19 protein-coding genes and 1 riboswitch are annotated in these 18325 nt (G+C 38.3%); of the genes, 9 read left to right on the top strand and 10 right to left on the bottom strand.

Annotated features, from left to right (window positions below):
• Positions 1 to 295: 295 nt before the first annotated feature.
• Positions 296 to 436 carry a hypothetical protein gene (locus I6E80_RS19320; protein WP_004335040.1) on the bottom strand — a complete coding sequence of 47 codons (141 nt, stop codon included), beginning with the start codon at positions 434 to 436 and terminating at the stop codon, positions 296 to 298.
• A 307-nt stretch (positions 437 to 743) separates the two neighbouring features.
• Between I6E80_RS19320 and I6E80_RS19315 the strand changes: the two genes are divergently transcribed.
• Positions 744 to 1631, top strand: a complete 888-nt coding sequence (locus I6E80_RS19315) for a YegS/Rv2252/BmrU family lipid kinase (protein ID WP_331459349.1) — start codon at positions 744 to 746, stop codon at positions 1629 to 1631.
• 37 nt (positions 1632 to 1668) lie between these two features.
• Here I6E80_RS19315 and I6E80_RS19310 read toward each other — a convergent pair whose 3' ends face one another.
• Positions 1669 to 2598 carry a DMT family transporter gene (locus tag I6E80_RS19310; RefSeq protein ID WP_024599684.1) on the bottom strand — a complete coding sequence of 310 codons (930 nt, stop codon included), beginning with the start codon at positions 2596 to 2598 and terminating at the stop codon, positions 1669 to 1671.
• Between the two features lie 102 nt (positions 2599 to 2700).
• Between I6E80_RS19310 and I6E80_RS19305 the strand changes: the two genes are divergently transcribed.
• The gene (locus tag I6E80_RS19305; protein ID WP_197186253.1) at positions 2701 to 4143 is read left to right on the top strand and encodes a PLP-dependent aminotransferase family protein; all 1443 of its coding nucleotides are present in this window, start codon (positions 2701 to 2703) and stop codon (positions 4141 to 4143) included.
• Positions 4144 to 4381: 238 nt separating this feature from the next.
• Here the strand turns inward: I6E80_RS19305 and I6E80_RS19300 are convergent, their stop codons facing one another.
• Positions 4382 to 5176, bottom strand: coding sequence for a YggN family protein (locus tag I6E80_RS19300; RefSeq protein ID WP_197186252.1), 795 nt, complete (start codon positions 5174 to 5176; stop codon positions 4382 to 4384).
• Positions 5177 to 5564: 388 nt separating this feature from the next.
• Between I6E80_RS19300 and I6E80_RS19295 the strand changes: the two genes are divergently transcribed.
• A complete protein-coding gene (locus I6E80_RS19295; RefSeq protein WP_007579801.1) occupies positions 5565 to 5750 on the top strand; it encodes a PA3496 family putative envelope integrity protein in 186 nt (61 codons plus the stop codon).
• A 118-nt stretch (positions 5751 to 5868) separates the two neighbouring features.
• On the opposite strand, the gene I6E80_RS19290 is transcribed toward I6E80_RS19295, so the two are convergent.
• The 3 genes from I6E80_RS19290 to I6E80_RS19280 form a co-directional block, all read right to left on the bottom strand.
• Complete coding sequence (locus I6E80_RS19290; protein ID WP_170072795.1) at positions 5869 to 6366, bottom strand: glutathione peroxidase; 498 nt, start codon at positions 6364 to 6366, stop codon at positions 5869 to 5871.
• 72 nt (positions 6367 to 6438) lie between these two features.
• Entirely contained in the window at positions 6439 to 6738 is a 300-nt protein-coding gene (locus tag I6E80_RS19285) for an AzlD domain-containing protein (RefSeq protein WP_004335020.1), read from the bottom strand.
• Entirely contained in the window at positions 6735 to 7439 is a 705-nt protein-coding gene (locus tag I6E80_RS19280; RefSeq protein ID WP_197186251.1) for an AzlC family ABC transporter permease, read from the bottom strand. Before I6E80_RS19280 ends, I6E80_RS19285 begins: the two co-directional genes overlap by 4 nt.
• 107 nt (positions 7440 to 7546) lie before the next feature.
• Here I6E80_RS19280 and I6E80_RS19275 point away from each other — a divergent pair, with 107 nt between their 5' ends.
• The 4 genes from I6E80_RS19275 to I6E80_RS19260 all read left to right on the top strand — a co-directional run bounded on the left by I6E80_RS19275 (position 7547) and on the right by I6E80_RS19260 (position 11717).
• On the top strand, positions 7547 to 8203 hold the full coding sequence (locus I6E80_RS19275) for a cytochrome b/b6 domain-containing protein (RefSeq protein ID WP_024599689.1): 657 nt from the start codon (positions 7547 to 7549) through the stop codon (positions 8201 to 8203).
• Positions 8204 to 8291: 88 nt separating this feature from the next.
• Positions 8292 to 8380, top strand: a riboswitch (cyclic di-GMP riboswitch).
• A gap of 96 nt (positions 8381 to 8476) precedes the next feature.
• Positions 8477 to 9040 carry a hypothetical protein gene (locus tag I6E80_RS19270; protein ID WP_024599690.1) on the top strand — a complete coding sequence of 188 codons (564 nt, stop codon included), beginning with the start codon at positions 8477 to 8479 and terminating at the stop codon, positions 9038 to 9040.
• A gap of 142 nt (positions 9041 to 9182) precedes the next feature.
• Positions 9183 to 11258 carry a S9 family peptidase gene (locus I6E80_RS19265; RefSeq protein ID WP_197186250.1) on the top strand — a complete coding sequence of 692 codons (2076 nt, stop codon included), beginning with the start codon at positions 9183 to 9185 and terminating at the stop codon, positions 11256 to 11258.
• A 60-nt stretch (positions 11259 to 11318) separates the two neighbouring features.
• Positions 11319 to 11717 carry a hypothetical protein gene (locus I6E80_RS19260; RefSeq protein WP_024599692.1) on the top strand — a complete coding sequence of 133 codons (399 nt, stop codon included), beginning with the start codon at positions 11319 to 11321 and terminating at the stop codon, positions 11715 to 11717.
• Between the two features lie 22 nt (positions 11718 to 11739).
• Here I6E80_RS19260 and I6E80_RS19255 read toward each other — a convergent pair whose 3' ends face one another.
• Positions 11740 to 12492, bottom strand: coding sequence for a LytTR family DNA-binding domain-containing protein (locus I6E80_RS19255; RefSeq protein WP_007579810.1), 753 nt, complete (start codon positions 12490 to 12492; stop codon positions 11740 to 11742).
• A gap of 238 nt (positions 12493 to 12730) precedes the next feature.
• Here I6E80_RS19255 and I6E80_RS19250 point away from each other — a divergent pair, with 238 nt between their 5' ends.
• Entirely contained in the window at positions 12731 to 15673 is a 2943-nt protein-coding gene (locus I6E80_RS19250) for a TonB-dependent receptor (protein ID WP_197186249.1), read from the top strand.
• A gap of 283 nt (positions 15674 to 15956) precedes the next feature.
• Here the strand turns inward: I6E80_RS19250 and I6E80_RS19245 are convergent, their stop codons facing one another.
• On the bottom strand, positions 15957 to 16430 hold the full coding sequence (locus I6E80_RS19245) for a Dps family protein (RefSeq protein WP_004334993.1): 474 nt from the start codon (positions 16428 to 16430) through the stop codon (positions 15957 to 15959).
• A gap of 334 nt (positions 16431 to 16764) precedes the next feature.
• On the opposite strand from I6E80_RS19245, the gene I6E80_RS19240 reads away from it, so the two are divergent.
• The gene (locus I6E80_RS19240) at positions 16765 to 16974 is read left to right on the top strand and encodes a hypothetical protein (RefSeq protein WP_024599694.1); all 210 of its coding nucleotides are present in this window, start codon (positions 16765 to 16767) and stop codon (positions 16972 to 16974) included.
• Here I6E80_RS19240 and I6E80_RS19235 read toward each other — a convergent pair.
• Together I6E80_RS19235 and I6E80_RS19230 are read right to left on the bottom strand one after the other, a co-directional pair.
• Complete coding sequence (locus I6E80_RS19235) at positions 16971 to 17576, bottom strand: alpha/beta fold hydrolase (protein WP_024599695.1); 606 nt, start codon at positions 17574 to 17576, stop codon at positions 16971 to 16973. The two genes, I6E80_RS19240 and I6E80_RS19235, sit on opposite strands and share 4 nt — an antisense overlap.
• A 183-nt stretch (positions 17577 to 17759) precedes the next feature.
• The gene (locus I6E80_RS19230; RefSeq protein ID WP_024593828.1) at positions 17760 to 18296 is read right to left on the bottom strand and encodes a YaeQ family protein; all 537 of its coding nucleotides are present in this window, start codon (positions 18294 to 18296) and stop codon (positions 17760 to 17762) included.
• Positions 18297 to 18325 lie beyond the last annotated feature (29 nt).

Here is an 18325-nt window from a genome sequence, read left to right as displayed (position 1 = left end):
GATTTGAACCCTAGATGGGCTATAAACCCATGCCGGTTTTCAAGACCGGTGCATTCGACCACTCTGCCATCTCTCCGTGACGCAGAATAATACTTAGGTGATACCGCTGTGTAAATAGCAAAATGACTGTTTGCCTAAAAAACGTACGTAAATGAGGTTTTTTTTGTAAATAAGGGGAAATTAAGGCAATTTTTAATAAAATAAATAGGTTGCAGCAAACAAGGGGGAGCTAAATAAGTGACTTCATTTAGTGGTTGAGTGTTCGCTGCACCGAAAAATAATCATGGTTGGGTGATTATTTATATTGAGCTGCGCCGCTAAGTGCTAGTCTTTTACCAATAGTGTTAAGTTTAGCTAACATTCTTGCTTTACGGTTAGTTGGTTTAACTGCTACTTGAGCTGCTGCTGTTTGATTTAATGTGTTAATTGGTTTCATTATTTTGCTCCAGGTTGTATATGTTGAAATCGCGTGCATTTTGCACGTTGTTTGATTAAAAAGACAACGATAAAAATTGAGCCTGACGGATTAGTTAAACTAATCCTTGTTTGTTTTATTAACGTGCGGTTCAGTGTTTTTATTATCGTTTTTGCATAAATAGTTACAATGAAGTCGGCTTTATCTGCTTTAATACTGATGCTTGTGAGTGTTTGTATTTTTTTTATGCATTTTACACAACCTTTTTTGACTAGTTATTCAGATTAAAAAAATTCAATTAAAGTCTTTTTATTCGTTCTTAAATACATTGTTGGAAACAAAAAGCTTGTCGCTACTAATAATTATTAAACCAAGTACAAAAAAACAGAGTGAAAAACCACTAATGTGGCTTAAAAACATCTGTAAAAAACGCAGTTTTTCTTATTGTATGTTTACTACAACGGGAAGCTTTAACGATGACTGCGCTCAAATAAGGTTGCTACTGAGTAAATTTACCAAAGTAGTTGTACTTGGCGGAGACGGTACATTGAGCTTGGCGGTTAATGCGTTAATAGGGAGTAGCTGTACGTTAGCATTATTGCCTTGCGGTACAGGTAATGATTTCTCGAGAGGGTTTAATTGCAAAGAAGATGATTGGCGAAAGGCATTATTTAATACACCGACAGCAATTGATGTAGGAAAAATTAATAGCCGCTATTTTATTAATATTGCAGGGGTAGGGTTTGATGCTCATGTAGTTAAAGCGATTAATGCTAAAGCTAGTTTTTCATCTTTTGATTACAGTTGGACGAGCATTAAAGAGCTATTTTATTATCAAGCTCAGCAGTTACAAGGTACGTTTAATAACGATGCTCAGCAGTATCAAAATTTAATTACCGTATTTGCTAATCATAAGTACTTTGGTGGTGGTCTAGAAATAGCGCCAAAAGCAGATTTAACTGATGGGTTGCTTGAGTGTTATCAAATGCGAACGGGTGGGCTTTTTTATAATGTAATAAGCTTTATGAAGTTATTTTTTAAGCGCCATCAGCATATAAAAAATCTTAACTACAGTCGCTTAAATACAGCTTCTATAAAAACTGAAGGGTTATTGATTGAAGCAGATGGTGAACTGGTAGGTAAAACTCCAGCCGTTATTAGTGTGCATGGGCAGGCTTTACTTTTTCATATGCCAATAAAAAAGCGCCTACAGTAGGGTAGGCGCTTTTGTGTTAGTTGCGTTAATAACGCGTCTAACTGGGGACGGAGCCACTTTTAGCTACTGCTCTATTAGCTAAAAAGGCGTTAATTCGTTTTGTTGGGGTAAGCACAATGGCGTTACCTAATAGCACTAGGCTAAATCCTGCAAAGGTATTTGCGTGCCATTCAAAGCCTTCAAAAAAGCTACTCAGTGTTACTGCCACTAATGGGAATAAAACAATAACGTAGCTGGCTTTTTCAGGGCCTATATTTCTTAGTAGAGCAAAGTAGCAACCAAAAGCGATTACAGTGCCAAATATTGATAGATAAAGTAGTGATAACCAGTAACTTGGTGGAGCATTCAAACTAAATTGCACATCGTTCATTAATACATATAAAGCCAAGCCTATAGCGCTGTATAGCATGCCCCATGCATTGCCTTGCAATACACCAATTTGTTTACGAGAATTACGAACGCTTACCATGTTTCCTAATGAAGCCACAAAGGTGCCACCAAGGGCAAGTAGTAACCCGACCAACGCACCATTACTCAAGTCGAACTGCTGTAACTGTGGCCAAAACAGACACGTAATACCTAATACAGCGAGAACAGCACCTGTATAAATTCGTTTTGAGATTGGCTTACCAAAAAATAACCGAGTATTGACTATGTTCATAACCAGCAGCATTGAAAAGGCAATAGAGGTCATGGCTGAGGTAAGGTGATTTTGTGCCCAGTAAAGCATTAAATAATTTAATCCAAAATTACAAATAGCTAATAAAACAAAAAAGCCATGATCCAGTAACTTAAATCGCATGTCGGGTTTTTTGTACGCTACATATAACCACATTAAAAGCGCTGCAATAGCAAAGCGATAAAATAACGATAACTCTACCGCAATATCACCTAACTGAAACTCTATGGCTAACCAAGTTGAGCCCCAAATTAAAACGGTTGTAATGTATAGCGCTGCACTTTTCATGGTTAGTCTCCAAAGCCCGATTGAATGGCTATTTTAAGACCTATCTGTATACTTACCATATACAGAAAAGTAAAAATGTAACCTATACAGATTTGGTGTGTGATGATAAGACAAAAAAATAGCCAAGGGCATGAGTTTTTATATCAGCAAGTTATTCAGTTGATTAGAGATATGAGCGCTCAACAAGTTTTACTCCCCGGCGAAAAACTTCCATCACTGCGTAAAATGGCAGATAGCTTAAATATAAGTATCCCCACTGTAAAACAGGCTTACCAGTCACTTGAAGATCAAGGGTTGGTAGAGGCGCGTGAAAAATCAGGATATTTTTTAAAAGTCGTTAGCATGGCTCATAATTTACCTAAGCGAGTTAAATTAAGTCGTGAACCTGTTGTGGTAAATAAACAAGCCTTAATAGAGCAGGTGTATAGCGCGATTCATCAAGCTAACGTAGTCCCTTTTGGTATCGCCAACCCAATTGCAGCAGCACCTACCGATAAAGCACTCGCCAGAAACATGCGCCGTGTAATGACAATTGCGGGCAGTAAAGCCATAAATTATGGCCCAACTGATGGGTTTGTACCACTGAAAAAACAATTAGTGCATCGCTATTTAGATTTTGGCATTGGTATTGATATGGGCGAGCTTGTGATCACCAATGGTGCGCAAGAGGCTATGGCTATTGCGCTTAAGTGCGTGACAAAGCCAGGCGATGTAGTGGCTATTGAGACTCCTTGTTATCACGGAATTATAGAGCTAATAGAAAGCTTGGGACTTAAAGCGCTCGAAATACCACTGTGTCCAGATAATGGCATTTGGTTAAGCGATTTGGAGCGAGCTTTAAATGAGCATGACATAAAAGCGTGTTTATTCTCGACAGCAATTAGCAACCCTGTAGGCAGCTTTATGCCAGATACAAACAGGCAGCAGCTGGTGGAGTTACTCGAAAGCCACGACGTAGTGCTTATTGAAGATGACGTATACGGCGATTTATATTTTACGGCGAAACGAGGCACACCTGCTTTAGCGTATTCTAAAAAAGGATTAGTGATCAGTTGCTCATCTTTTTCTAAAACGGCTGCGCCGAGCTATCGTGTAGGTTGGTTAGTTGCCGGTAAATTTGCAACGCAAGCGCGGCGATATAAACGAGCACTAAGTTGCTCCGCTTCGTTAATAAACCAATGGGCGTTATCAGAATTTATTGCCAGCGGCGAGTACGACCGTAACTTAAAGGTACTCAGGCAGCGCCTGCGCGATAACAAAGAGCGTATGCGATGGTGTTTACAACACGCTATGCCAAAAAATACACGTATAAGCGATCCAAAAGGAGGCTGTGTAATGTGGCTAGATTTAGGAAGCGAGTACGATAGTCAAAAATTATTTTTACTTGCTCTTGAGGTTGGTATTAGTATTACCCCTGGGCTTATTTTTTCAGCCTCTAATAAGTATAAAAGCTGCGTAAGGTTAAGTTATGGTGTGCCGTGGAGCGAGCAGATAGAGCAAGCCATTATTACTCTGGGTAAGCTCACTTTATTAGCTAAAAAGTAATACCAATCTGCTTATATATGGGGTCTATTTAACGTTAAGAAAATTACGCTAGAACTAGGCAAAAGTTTTTGTATCTAGTTGTTCTAAATAAAAAATTTTTAACGACGTTATAGTGCAATTTAATTCGTTAAATTGATCAAAGATTTATGCAGGTTGGTATAAGTTTGGGAAACACAAAAAAGCAGCATTTAAGTAAACTTAAGTGCTGCCAAAGGGATGTTAAATAACGTTTGCTGTACTAATTTTGTTTAAAGCTAAATAACTGGTAACCTTTAAGCTCTGGCACTTGCATTACTAATTGCTCTTCTTGTTTTGCAATATCAGCAAAGGTTTCACATAAAGAGTTAGCTCTCACTTCAAGTGCGCTTGCATGTAGCTCTACTTTTTCTTCTATTTGTGCACCCATATTTTCCATGCGTTGTTCAAAGGCATCCATATCGCCGCCTGAACCAAGTAACTCAGAACCTAAAGCCACTAAAATACTGCCCATTGATTGCATTACTGCTGATTCAACCGCTGTTTCTATCTGCTGCTCAAATTGTTGTTCAAAGTTTTCGCCAAATTGATTAAAACTTTGTTGGCCCATTACAAATGTACCTTGCTGGTAAAATGTGTTTTCTACCTCAATTTTAATATCGTCCATAAGCTCAGACATATTATCAAGACCGTCAATATTAAATGCATTGCCTACTTCTTCTAATGCCACACCGGCAATTTTAACCCCCTCTAACGCTATATTAGCTACTTCAGGTAATTGAGTGCGTAAGCTGTCAGAGTACTTATTCAGTGCTTCGCGTTGTGAGCTATTAAGCGCTACAAGCTCGCCATTAACGGTTAAGTCACCATGGGAATTAAATTGCATAGTTTTATTATTGGCGGTAAAAATTTCTAATTCGTTTGGCTTAATACGTACATCGTTTTTAAATTCGACGTTACATTCATCGTTACTAAATGAAATTGCAGAATCGTTGTCGTTATGAGCCATAGCGGCTGGCGTACAAATTAATGCGCTAACTAATAGTAATTTTTTCATGTTTGTTCTCTACTTTTTGTTGATGACGATTAATTAATAACAAGTTTGATGCCAGTTTTATTTTTTCATAAAAAACAATTGATTAAGTGATTCTCTTTATTTTTTAGCAAGTCAAAATAATTAATAAATAACTATTTTTTAGTCAAATTGGCTAACTAATAAAAATTAATAAATTTTATTTATCGATACGATAAAAAACTCTCACTTTCCTCAATTCAAATTTAGCGCTATTTATTCACATTACTGACATGAAGACTATTTACAGTAGTCACGTGGCTTTATTTTGATGTTAATTTGCAGAGCACTTTGGCATTAAACATTTTTAATTTTACCGGCTATTGCGATAATAATATCCTTGGTTGGTCTCAAACACTTTATGGAGTGGGTTGTGGGTAAGACATTTAGTTACGATGCGCTAGATGACGATTTTGTTGAAGACGAGTACGAAATGCTCGGACGTAATCAACACGATAAGAACAAGCAAAAGGTTAAGAAGAAGTTGGAAGACTACCTTGAGCAAAAACGCTTGCGTAAAAATCTAGGCGAAGACGATTTAAGCGATTACACCGATTAAATTTCACTAGTATAAATAAAATACCAATTAATATTGAGAGTTTAAATGTGCAGTAATGTGTATGTTTAAGTTTCAATAGTATTGGCAATAAAGAGGCCTTGCGCCTCTTTATTACTTTTTAAAGGGTACTTTTAGCCTGTGCTAATGCTTTTTGAATTGTAAGCTCTAGCTTTTCGGGCTTAGTAAAAGGTGCATAGCGTTTAATTGGTGTACCATCTGCGGCAATTAAAAATTTAGTAAAATTCCATTTTATTTTACGTGTTAAAAAACCAGGTAAGGCTGATTTTAAGTGGCGAAATACCGGGTGTGCGTGCTTACCATTTACATCTACTTTGGCCGCCATTAAAAAACTAACCCCGTAGTTAATTAAACATCCTTGCTCAATTTGTGTTGCGTTGCCGGGTTCTTGTTTACCAAATTGATTGCACGGAAATCCCAGAATAACTAAACCTTGGCTGGCATACTTATTGTGTAAAGCTTGCAGAGACTCGTATTGATAGGTAAACCCACATTTACTTGCGGTATTAACAAGAAGCACAACCCTACCTTCAAAATCATTAAAGTTGATAGGTTGACCCTGCAAGCTTGTTGCGCTTAATTGATGAAATTCGTGCATATTGGTGTCTTTTTATTGTTGTTAGCCGCATTTTAACCTGAGTGCAGTATTCCATAAAGTATAAAGATCGCACTAATTTAAAATTAGAAATAGCCCCATACCAGCAAGCGTTGTGTAATAAATATTATGTGTTTTGTAGGCAACAATAATGGCAACTATCGCGGCGCTCAAATAAGGATTTTGCCAGTTTAAGTTAATGCCATCTTCATTCAAAAACACGATAGGCACCCAAATTGCTGTAAGCACTGCCGGTGCACTAAAGCTTAAAAATTGCTGCATTTTAGGGCCTACTTTAAACGGTAAAGCACGGTGCAAAAATAAATAACGCGTAAAAAATGTAATGCACGCCATGAGTAAAATAGTCGTCATCATGGCGTTACTTCCTTTTTAGTGGTTAGTCTTGCTGTGCTGTAACCTGCTGCCATTGCCAGTAGCGCTGAGCAAACAAGCCATAACTCAAATCCTGTGCTTTTTAAAAGCGTTGCGCTAATGCCTGCTACAACTACCGTAACGAGTGAAGCTAGGTTTTTAATTCCCGGAATAACCAACGCTATAAACGTGGCAGCAATGGCAAAGTCGAGCCCTAAATTAGTTAAGTCGGGCAGCATTGTGCCTGCTACAATGCCAATAAACGTCCAAATATTCCATGCAATATAAAAGCTAAAACCAGCGCTCAATGCGTATATTAAACGTGTTTTTGTTCTATATGCTTTTCTATGGTGAGAAAATGCAAATAGCTCATCGGTTAATACAAAGCTTACTGGTAAGCGCCAACGCATAGGCTGATCAATGACCTTATGACGCACGGCTAAACCGTATAAAAAGTGCCGAGAGCTAATAATAAATGTTGTGAATAAAATTGTGAGCAATGGTGTGTTGCCCGCTATAAGTTCAATTGCAACAAGCTGTGCAGAGCCTGCAAAGACTAATAACGACATTGCTTGGGTTTCTAGTGCACTAAAGCCATTTTGAATCGCTAAAGAACCACATAAAATACCCCAAGGAATAACCGCTAAACACAGTGGTAGCATATCTAAAAAGCCTTTTAAAATAGCTTTTTTAACTGGTTGCATGATATTTACTCGCACGGCTTGTAGAATGGCTCATAAGGATACCTTAATATTATGATGTTAAAGTAGTTAACGAATTAGATAATACTGTTTTTTTAAGGATAGGCGCAATGACGACGTTAAAAGTGTGGGATGGGTTTATTAGATGCTTTCATTGGTTTTTGGTTGTAAGTATTGCGGTGCTTTATTTTAGTATTGAAGAGGGCATGATTGAGCTTCATTTTGTTGCTGGGTTCTTTACTTTAGCACTCATCGTAACGCGTTTAATATGGGGCATTATCGGAAGTAAAACCGCGAGATTAAGTGGGTTGCTGCACTCTCCTCGTGCTATTTTAAAGGCACTAAAGACACCAAGTGACTCGCTAGGCCATTCAGCACCTGGCAGCTGTATGGTAATGGTATTTTTTATAATTATAATTACGCAGCTTATTACCGGGTTAATGAGTAGTGATGGCATTTTAACTGACGGCCCGCTTGCTCAATATGTGTCTAGCGATACGATTGATTTTGCAAATTGGCTACATGAGCTGAATTTTGACATTTTACTTTATGCTATTGGTTTACATGTATTAGCTATTATTGTTTATAGAATAAAAGGTAAGCCGCTAGTTAAGGCGATGATCACAGGCTCAAAAGAGTTAAAAGCAGATGACTCTGAGGCTAAAGTAACAAAAGCGTCTTGGCCTGCATGGCTAATATTTATATCTTTATTGGTATTGCTGATATTTACGTGGGCGAAAGAACCTTTAGCTTATTTATTTAGTTAAAAACACATTAAACCAATCTTAAAGGATTGGTTTTTATTTTTGGTTACATTCTTTTGTTTGATTGTTATGCGGGGCCGAATTATAATCGCCGCATTGCTGGCAAACTAATCGAAAGATTAGGGCGCAAAGTTTCCGGTCTAAGGCTTTTTATAAAGCTATGGTAGCGGGACTACTGCATAACGTGTTGTTATGTATCACTTGCCCTCAGTGTATTTTTTGTGTATCCATAGTGTATGGATAAGATTTTGTAACTCTTAAGGTGTTGCCGTGTTTATGCATACGTCGTTGGCCTGTGGAAAGTGGTCAACAATAGGTTGCTTAAATCATCATACCCAATTGTTTATTGGCGATGTGGTGAGTGTAACCTTTTACGACATGCAAGGAGAGCTAGTTAGTTTATCATTTGATTACAAAATCACCTCGCTTGAGCAAGGTGAACCTCACGCATGGCCACGCTTAGTTGCCGAGCATATTAACGTGCATGTTCCTCTGGTTAGCGCAGGTAAAATGACCGAGCAAGGCTTAATTGTAGCCTATAGAAATAATGAAATTTTTGCATTGCAAAGCAGTGGTATATGTAAAGCGCATGTCGATTTTCATTGTATTGCAAAATGCGACGAGCGTGTTGTTAATAACCTTGATTCTTATGATTACGTGTACCCTGAAAATTGTGAAAACTATAATGCGGGTACAAAGGTATTGCAGCCAAAAACAGGGCATGTTTATCAATGTAGGCCTTGGCCATTTAATGAGTTTTGCCGCGCGAGTGACGATAAAAAGTTTATGTTCGAGCCCGGTGTTGGACAAAGTTGGGCTATGGCTTGGCAGCAAATATAAGGTTGTTAGTGAATTATCTTCCCAAAGGTATAGCGGTTTTAATAATGAAGCGTTTACCGTTTTAGCCCATCCAACTATTGGATGGGCTTTTTTATTTTTATGATAAACTGCAAATCACATTATTTTTTTAATTGGTTTTGTTGTGTCTCGTCCTGACTACTCTTTAAGTTTATTACCTAATTTCCCGATTGCTAAACAGCAAGCCCATACATTAAGTACTCATAATAAAATACGCACTGATAATTACTATTGGATGCGTGATGACGATCGTCAGGATGAGCAAGTACTTGCACATTTACATGCTGAAAATGCATATTGCGATGAACAGTTAGCTGCAATGAAGCCACTCCAAAATACACTTTTTGAAGAGTTAAAAGCACGCATTGTAAAAGACGATAACTCGGTACCCGTTAAAGACGGAAAATACTGGTATCACTCAGAAGTTCGTGGTGATGATGAGTACTCACGCCACTATAGAAGCACGAGTATAAAGGCTAATAATAAAGAGCTTTTACTCGATGTAAATATATTAGCTGAGGGATTTGAGTTTTTTGAACTAGGAGAAGTCGCACTAAGCCCATGTGAGCAGCTTATGGCTTACTCCGAAGATACTGAAGGGCGTCGTATTTATAATGTTCGCTTTAAAAGCTTAGCGACCGGTGAAATGCTACCTGATGTACTTGAAAATACAGAAGGGCAAGTTGTTTGGGCTAACGACAATAAAACTGTTTTTTATGTAAAAAAAGATTTAAAAACGCTACTAGGATACCAAGTATTTAGGCATGAGCTTGGCAGCGAGCAAAGCCAAGACGTAATGGTTTATGAAGAGCAAGACAGCAGCTTTTTTATGGGACTTGGTAAAAGCCGCGACGAAGGCTTAATTATTATTGATTTAGCATCGACAGAGACCAACGATACATGGGTGCTGGATGCTAATAAGCCCACTGGCGAATTTAAAGCATTAATGCCGCGTGAAGATGGCCATGAGTTTGACGTAGATAAGCTGGGTGACACATTTTATATTGTGACTAACTGGCAAGCTAAAAACTTTAGACTAATGACGGCAACAAACGAAACGATTGCTGATAAAACACAATGGCTTGAGCATACAGTTCACAGAGAAAATGTACTGCTTGAAGGTGTAGAGTTATTTAATGACTTTTTAGTATTAAGTGAACGCGAGCAAGGGCAAGCTCGATTTATAGTTGTTAATAAGCAAGGGGATCGTAAGGCACTTGAGTTTGCCGATCCTTGTTATTATGCAGCAATAGCAATGAACCCAGAGCCAGACACTCGCACTGCGCGTATTTATTACTCGAGCTTAACAACACCGGGCTCTTTATATGATGTTGATTTAGCAACGGGCGAAAAAACATTACTTAAACAGCAAAAAGTACTCGGTAGTTTTAATGCTGATGACTATCAGTCGGAGCGGTTAATGATAACTGCACGCGACGGAGTTGAAGTACCTGTATCTGTTGTTTATCGAAAAGACAGCTTTAAAAAAGAGGGTACAAATCCGTTATTTCAATACGGCTATGGCGCCTATGGTTATACGATTGATCCTAGTTTTTCAAGCTCATCACTGAGCTTGCTCGATCGTGGTTTTGTTTATGTAATAGCGCATGTCCGAGGCTCTGAAATGCTAGGCCGCGAATGGTATGAGCAAGGTAAAAAAGAGCATAAACAAAATAGCTTTAGTGACTTTATTGATGTGACAAAAGCGCTTGTTGATCAAGGTTATTGTGATAGCAATAAGGTGTTTGCCTCAGGCGGCAGTGCTGGTGGCTTATTAATGGGGGCGGTTGTAAACCAGGCACCAGAGTTATATTGCGGTGTTGGCTGTCATGTACCATTTTTAGACGTATTAACCACAATGCTTGATGAGAGTATTCCACTCACAACAAATGAATACGATGAATGGGGTAATCCAAATGAGCCTCAATTTTATGATGTGATAGAAGCTTACTCGCCTTATGACAATATTAGCGCACAAAACTATCCGAACATACTCGTTACTACCGGTCTTCATGACTCACAAGTACAGTATTGGGAGCCTATGAAGTGGGTTGCAAAAATGCGTGAACTTAAAACAGACAGTAACATTTTAGTCTTTAAAACGGATATGGATGCAGGTCATGGCGGTGCATCAGGTCGTTTTAAAAGCTTAGAAGAAAAAGCCCTCGAAATGGCCTTTTTTATTGCGCTGTTAAATTAACTGCAAAATCGGAAAATTGTATTACTCTATATATAGAAGTTGATATATAGAAGGTAATTTATGTTTGGAGCACATGGCGAATTTCAGATTTGTTCACAGCCCCCTCATATGTATTTGAAGTTGAAGGGGAGCTTTAACAATGAAGGTATAACATCGTTAACTAATGGTGTTATTCAAGAATTGAGCTTTCATCCTAAAAATACAATTAAGTTTGTGGTTGTTAACTTAAAAGAGTTTGAACTGTTAACTTTAGATAGTCTTGATTCGTTAGAGGCCTATTTTGCGGGTGTAAAAGAGCGTGGCTATCAACGTGTTGACTATATAAACATTAATATCATAGCTAAAGATATGTTTGAAAAGGTATGGAAAAATAGCGATGTAGAAGTTAATTTTTATAAAGATACCGAAAGCTATTTATTAGTGCATCCAAGTGATAGTTATATAAAACAGAACTGGTAATTAATATGAGTATTATAAACCGCTACTGAAGAGGGCTTATAATACTCTCTAAACACCCTTTATAGCGCCTTGAAAGGTTTAAGCACATGTCGTTTTTAAGTCTTACTTTATAATCGCCACTGTCGGTAGGCATCAGTTCGCAAATAGCTTGTTTTCTTACCAGCGTCGAGCGATGAATACGAATAAACCCTTCTGGCTCTAGCTGCTGTTCAATATTTTTCATGGTTTCGCGGTGTAATACCGGTGTACTACCTTGGGTAAAATGCAGCTCTACATAATTGCCCGCACCATTAATCCAAATAATATCTTTTATATCAATTAGCCTTACCTTACCTACATCTTTAACTACAATATGTGATGATGGTTTTTCGGTTTGTGTGCTCTGTTGATATTGGCGCTCAGCCGCGCTTGCAATCGGGCAAAGGTGAATTAGTTTATCAAAGCATTTATCAATACGCGGTGCTGTAGAATCTACTATTAAAAAATCAACAGCGCCAACTTCAAAAGCAAAACTCGCAAAATGACCCGACTGGGCAATAATGACTAACTTAAGCTTTTTAGCGAGCTCTGTTAAATGCACTATTTGCATAGGATCAGCCAGATTGGTTAGTTCGTAAAAAAGTACGTTGTATTGATCTGTATCTATTTGATCTAATCTGTTTGCCTGAATAAAAGATTGAGATTCAAAGTGTCGGTGCTCTTGCACGCGCTTTGTTAAAAATGTTGCAAACTTAGTGTTACTAACAAAAGTTAATGCATGAAAAGAAGCGACCATTATTTTATATCTCTTGCTGTATATAGTAACAAAGACCGTGCTTAGCGGAAAAACTGTTATGAAAAGTACAATATATTTATAAAATAATTGTGACGTACTAATTAATCCCATCAAACTAGCTATTCATACCAAAGATTACGCCTAATAAATAATACACGTAGAGTGTTTAAATAAATCCCCTTACTGTAATCCGCGAAGTAACTATTTAGTTACAAAAATAACAATTCAGGGGAATTATATGACATTAACTAACAAAGGTAGCGCGCGATTATTTAAAAAATCGTCGTTAACAGTTGCGCTAAGCAGTGCAATACTTGCAAGCATTTCATTTCAAGGTGTGGCTGCAGAAGATGACGAAATTACTAAAATAGAACGTGTACAAGTTACAGGTTCTCGTATTCGTTCAGCTGAGGCGATGTCATCAGCGCCTATCCAAGTTGTAGATAGTGCCGCTATTGATGCATCGGGATCATTAAATATTCAAGATTTACTGCTAGAGAACCCAGCATTTGGTTCGCCAGCTATTAGCCGTACTAATTCAAACTTTAATACAGCCAGTGCGGGGGTTGCTACAGTTGATTTACGTAATTTAGGCTCTAACCGTACATTGGTTTTAGTTAATGGTCGCCGTTATGTTTCTGGTGTACCTGGCAGCTCTGCTGTCGATTTAAATACTATTCCTAGTCAATTTATCGAACGTGTTGAAATTATGACCGGTGGTGCTTCATCAGTTTATGGCTCTGACGCTGTTGCTGGTGTAGTTAACTTTGTACTAAAAGACGACTTTGAAGGTGTTGAGTTTGAAGGTCAGTACGGTGAATCGAGCGAAGGTGATGATGAGTCACGCCAATTTAACTTTACCTCAGGCTTATCAAGCTCAGATGGTAAAGGGCATGCCATGTTTCACCTTGGTTACTCTGATCAAGGTGCTGTTTTCTCACGTGATCGTGACCGCTCGGCAGTAGACCAATTTTCAGGTATTTTCTTTGAAGATGATCCTGTAGCAAACCCAGGCTCTGTATTTGATGCGGTAAGCCCGTTTTTATCTTCATTCCCACCACAAGGTCGTTTTAGCGCAGGGGATGAAACATTTACGTTTAATGATGCAAACAACCTACAAAACTCATTTAGTACCAATGGTGGCGATGGCGTAGATGCAAATGGTTTTAACCGAAGCGGCGTACGTACAATAGCAATACCTACAGAGCGCTACTTATTCGCCTCAAATGGTAGCTATGAGTTAAGTGACAAGCATAGCTTTTTTTATGAAGGCACTTACGCTGCAACAACAACTGTTTCTGAATTAGAGCCGTTCCCTTTTGCTTCTGATGATATTTATGCAAATGGCCAAGTACCGATTGAATTTAATGTAAACGGTGAAATATTACGTAATGCATTTGTACCAGACGATATATATAACGCAGCAACCGACACCGATGGTGATGGTATGCGTGATATCTTTTTTGCAAAACGTTTGAGTGACATTGGTAACCGTGGAGCACGAGCAGAGCGTGATACATTCCGTTTAGCGCTTGGTTTTCAAGGTGAAATAGCAGATGGTTGGTTTTACGATACTTACTACGTATATGGTAAAACAAAAGAGCAGCAAGTTTCTGGTGGTTTAGTCAACGTGCAAAGCTTCCGTCAAGGTTTAGAAGCTGTTATTGATAGCCAAGATTTAGATGGTGATGGTATTACTGACGAGGCTATCTGTATCGATGCGACAGCCCGCGGCTTTAACTGTGCGCCTGTAGACATTTATGGTTTTAATTCGTTATCACAAGGTGCTATTGATTTTGTAAGTGCACCTAGCTCTCTTTCAACGTCAGTTGAGCAAGAAATCATTGGTGGTAATATCTCAGGTGATTTATTTGAACTACCAGCGGGTGTTGTAGGCATTGCTGCTGGTTTTGAATACCGCGAAGAATTTTCACGCAGTGAATTTGATGCGCTACAGCAAGCCGGTCTTAATGCAGGTAATGCAATCCCAGCAACAGAAGGCTCGTTTGACGTAACAGAGTACTATGTAGAAGCAAACATCCCAGTACTTGATACTGTAACGATGAATGCAGCAGTTCGTTTATCTGATTATTCAACAGTCGGTAACACCGAAAGTTGGAATGTGGGTGTTGATTGGGAAGTAATGGATAGCTTACGTTTACGTGCTACTCGTGCTCGTTCAACGCGTGCTCCAAATATCGATGAACTATTTTCTCCGCCTTCACAAACGTTCCCAAGTGGTTTAAACGATCCATGTTTAGGTGTTACTAATAGTGGCGGTGGTGCTGCTGGTGATGCTTGTCGTACAGATGGTGGTGTTACAACTAATATCGCTACAAATGGTGAGTTCACGCTTAACCAGTCTGACTTACAAGGTATTAGTGGCTTTAACCGTGGCAACCAAGATTTAAAAGAAGAAGTTGGTGACTCTGTAACAGTAGGTTTAGTATTTACACCAGAAAACCTAATTTCAGGACTAGACATTACGCTTGATTACTTTGATATCGAAATTACAGATGCAATAGTATCTACACCTCGTCAGTTTATTCTTGACCAATGTTATGGCGGCGGCGATACAAGCTTTTGTGACTTTGTGACTCGTCGTAGTGCGCCATCAGGTAATAATAGTGCTGGTTCACTAGAATTTATCGACAGTGGTGTATCTAACAGTGGTGGTTTAGGTACAGAAGGTGTTGATTTAACACTAACGTACTCTACTGATATTGGTCCAGGTGCGTTTAGAACTCGCCTTGCTTATACTTACCTAATCGATGGTTATAGCATTCCACTTCCAGGCGCTGATAAAGATGAGTTTGCTGGAGAAATTGGTGCATCAGAGCATAAAGCTAACTGGAACTTTGGTTATAAACTTAACGACTTTGATTTTAACTGGAGCTTAACTTACATTGGCGCTGCAGACTTTGATGATCAATTCTTAAGTGGTTTTGGTATTGCTCCAGGTGGAGTAGGGATTGGTTCAGTAACGTATCATGATGTTCAAGCAAGTTACCATATCAGCGATTCAACAGAGCTTTACGCTGGTGCAAGTAACTTATTTGATAAAGAGCCACCGCGCATTTTATCGGGTGTAAGTGGTTCAAGTACTGGTACTGAAACTGATGCAGGTACGTACGACCCAATTGGCCAATCATTCTACATCGGTTTTAGAAGTAAGTTCTAACCAGCAATAACGACACTAATATAGTTACTTAATTAGTTACGTTCACAAAGCCCCAGTATCGCAGGGGCTTTTTTATTGGAAAAAATAATGAGAGCAGTAATGCTCATATATTGTTTATCCCAATATATGAGCATTGTACCCACTTAAACCAAAAACAACGCCACTGGTAACAGGGGCGTTGTTTAGTATTGGGAGCAGGCTAATATAGTAACCGAATCGCTTGATTATTTAACGATTTATCCCTATTTGTGGCCCTCTTCATTGAGGGCTTTTTTTTGCTAGTTTAGTCTAAGTAAGCCTTTAGCATCCAAACCAGTTTTTCTTGCTCTGAGATGTAATCGCTCATTAGTGAGGCAGTACCTTCATCATCTGCATCACCAGCTTGGCTTAAAATATCACGCTGCATGTGAATTAATGTGCTGTAACCAGCAAGTAGGTTTTCTACGGCTGTAACGCCATCACTAATACCTTTAGCTTCTTTAATTTTACTTACTTCAAGGTAATCAGAAAATGCATGTAGAGGCGCACCATCTAACGTTAAAATACGTTCTGCAACTTCGTCTACTTTTAGAAGTAGTAAGTTATAAATTTCTTCAAATTTAACGTGTAGTTCAAAAAAGTTACGGCCTTTAATATTCCAGTGAAAGCCACGCGCGTTCATGTATTGAATCTGGTAGCTACTCAATAATGTATTGAGTGACTTTATGATGTCTTCGCTTTTTGCACTGTTTAGACCAATTGCGTTTACATGTGACATAACTTGCTCCTGAATAACCGTTTGTTTGTGAACTTGTGATAAGTATCGCGGATTTTTATTGTTTAGTAAAATCGTTTAAATATATCTAGTTAATAGCTTTAACCTATTAACTGCTTTTGATATCAATACGCACCTCTAACTATTAATAGAAATGGGTCTGATTAATAAAAATACCACCCCTTAAAAGTAAATAAACTCTAAATAAGTATAAATTATGATCTAAAACAAACTTTATTCAAGGCGATAATTTAGCTATTTTTTTATTGATGCAGGTCAAAAATCATCCACCCTAACGGCGCATAATAAGTGTGTCGAAATAATTAGGAGAGATAACATGCATGCAAAAACAGCGAAACAAAATAAAGCAGAGTTAATAGTGGTAGGTCTTGCAGTCATCGCATTTGTATTAGGGTTAGTAGCCCACTTAGCAGGTGCGAGTTTTGCGAATTCGGATGTTTTTGGCTACATTGCGGCGCCGATTCCGCTTATATTGGCAGTAGTATTTTTAATTAGTTATAAAATAGCAGCCAATGCTGAGGATTAATCGCTTTCGTTTAAGCACTTTAAAATGTAATCGAGTACTTGGCGCGAGTAAATCATACTGGTATGGCTTAAATGAAACACTTTATGTTCGGCCATACCTTTAAGTTTGGTTTCATCTAGTAATACAGTGCCATCTGACTGGCTACCTTTAACTATTAAGGGCATAAGCCCAATAGGTAAATCGCCTGCAATACTGTAAAGCTTAGCTTTAAAAGGCCAATTACCATTTTTAGTGAGTAAAAATTCAACACTATTTTTTAAAAATGATTCAAACCCTTTTTGTTTCATCTTTTGCGCAATATGGCTGCCTTTGTGTGGAGTACCAAGCGTAATTACCTTCGTAACATTCTGGCTAGCAGGGGAGTTTGCCTCTAGGTAAGCACGTGCAATCAGCCCTCCCATAGAGTGGCATACAAGCGCTGCAGGCTCGTTAGAAATACACTCATCAATTTGTGCAAATATGGTATCGCGGTGAGGGTCGAGCGTATTATAGGTAATGTTTAATACTGTCATCCCCGATTCTTCAAGCCGTGAACAAAGTGGGCGCATAACAAAGCCAGACATATACAAGCCATGTAAAACAATAACGTGTTTAACTTTCATATGCTCCCTAATACCAATTTTATTAAAAACATGATCATTCTAGCGTATTAAATAATCCGCTACCTGCGTTAAAAATTATTTATATAGAACAACTATATGTCATAATTTTCGCCTTGTTATCGACTTATTTATTTGTCGCTATAATAGATAACTAATTTAATGCAATTGGTATAACTACCGTAATTACATTAACTGTAGCGGTTTTATTTCAATATTGGTTGTATCGGTATTTACCCATACTTCACCATCTTGAATGGTAATGGCGAGCTTAATTCCACGATCAACTAAAGCAGCAAGTGCTTGTGTTGCTGCATAATCAAGGCTAAAAATACTTAGATTTTTAAATTCATACAATTTAGGTTGATGTTTTTGCCACCAAATTGCTTGATTGTTTTCACCATAAGTATATAGCACTACTTTTTTAGATTTATTACAGGCTTTTTTAAGGCGTTTTTCATCTGGTAAGCCAAGCTCAACCCACAGCTCTATCTCTTCACTATAGCTAACATGCCAAAGTTCAGGCTCATCATCAGCGCTTAATCCTTTAGTAAATTCTAAACCATCACAGCTATTTAGAGCAAAAGCGAGTAAGCGAATCATCAACCGTTGATCGGTCTCTGATGGGTGTTGAGCCAAGGTTAAATTAAAATCTTGATAAACGTGGCGGTCCATATCGCTAAGCGATAACTGCACTTTCATAATGGTGGATTTAAGAGCCATAACAACTAATCTGAAAAAATTTGCGTCAG

Source organism: Pseudoalteromonas sp. NSLLW218 (assembly GCF_015864775.1).
Classification (GTDB): Bacteria; Pseudomonadota; Gammaproteobacteria; order Enterobacterales; family Alteromonadaceae; genus Pseudoalteromonas.
Note: the sequence above shows the minus strand (reverse complement) of the source record. Positions and strands in the feature narration are given on the sequence as shown.